The 1584-nt window shown below is 32.1% G+C and carries 2 protein-coding genes; both read right to left on the minus strand.

The features are described from left to right. Positions 1 to 776 (minus strand): hypothetical protein (locus tag H527_RS22700; protein ID WP_155837956.1); only part of this gene is annotated, 776 nt, incomplete at its 3' end. 13 nt (positions 777 to 789) lie between these two features. Further along, positions 790 to 1584 (minus strand): hypothetical protein (locus H527_RS24265; protein ID WP_051316872.1); only part of this gene is annotated, 795 nt, incomplete at its 5' end.

Genomic DNA, 1584 nt, shown 5'->3' on the forward strand with positions numbered 1-1584 from the left:
AGATAGGCATATAACTCCTCTGTATCCTCTTCATACATCTGTGGCTTACCATTAGATACCATATTGGCTACCGTAGACAATTGTGATAATTCTGCACCGTATTCGATCATTTTATCCAACATATCTTTTCTTAAACTAGAAATTGTATTACAATCACCACTTTCTCCTCGCCATTCTCCTCTACATTTCACATCAAACAAAAAACTTTTTAATTCTTCTGGTTCGTATAATTTTGATTTACTAAACGCAAATTGTAACCAGTCTTTGTTTTTGGTATAGCCATATTCTTTTACGATTTCGATCATCTCATACGGATGTTTTGATTTCACCCAATTTGTTGCTCCTACATCATTATAAAAAATCATATTATTATAGTGACATATCTTTATTGAAGCTTCTTCATCAAATTTATTAATAAGAGTTGGATCATCTTTCTCCCGTCTTGGATCTCCTGGTAAGTCAGAAGTTGCTGGAATTATAAATTTATAATTTTTCATGGCTACTTGACCATAATCTTTTAAAGTAAGTTCTATATCCATAAATTCAGATTTATCTATATCAATCTTATATACCTCTAATACACGATTTCTAAAAGTTTTATAATCTGGAATTTCAAAACAATTATTAACTTTGTCAGAGACTACACCATATGTTTTCTGAAATATTTTATTTTTGTAATTCACATCAGCTTTTATCATACTTTCTTTTTTTTCTTCTTGTCCTTTACAGCCTTGTATAAGTAAGACTATCATTATAATTTTTACAATATTTTTCATGTAGTTTATGGTTTTAAACTTTATATTCCTCATCCACAAACCCCTCCCAATAGGGTTTGTTATTATTGGTTTTTTCTATAACTTCTCGTTCTTCCAGAATTAATCGTACAGGTCTACGATCAATACTCATATCATGTACTAGCCCATTATTATCTGTTCGCTCGGCATCTTTCATAACCTCATGCAAAAATAAATCAGGGATTTCATTATACAATTCTTCTACAGGAATTAATCTTTTGGTGATATCATAACCACTTGCTAACGTTAAACATCCCTGTGAACTGTGAATATCATATTGATGTATAGCAACATCTCCTCTTTCACCATCTACTCCATTTATCACTTTATTATTATCATTATCACTTAGAAACATTAAATATCCTTTACCACTTCCTCCGCAGTCTCCTGCTCTATTGAGGTAATAGCTATCACTAGGAGGGGTTTCATTATAGGTTCCATATCGTAAGTTAGAACGACCTGAATTTGACAAATCTTGATGTGCATCTCTAGTCACATAAGTAATATAATCTGCTTTGGGTAACTTATCTTCTTTTTTTAGTTCATTATACTTTTCTAATGTCATTGCCCGATATACAGATAATCTATACATGACATTATCGGCATCGCCTTTTGTTTGAGAAGTAGTATGAATAGTTTTTTCTCCAATACCACTAATCACCACTACAGTTCCTTTTTGTCCTTTACGGCGTTTGTAATCTGGGCAATCTTCTAGCTTCAAGGCTTTTACCGCTTCTTCCAGATAGGATTCTCGATGGGCATACCCTTTAAAAGCATTGTTGATTCTATA

It is taken from the genome of Aquimarina muelleri DSM 19832 (genome assembly GCF_000430665.1).
In the GTDB taxonomy this organism is placed as follows: domain Bacteria; phylum Bacteroidota; class Bacteroidia; order Flavobacteriales; family Flavobacteriaceae; genus Aquimarina; species Aquimarina muelleri.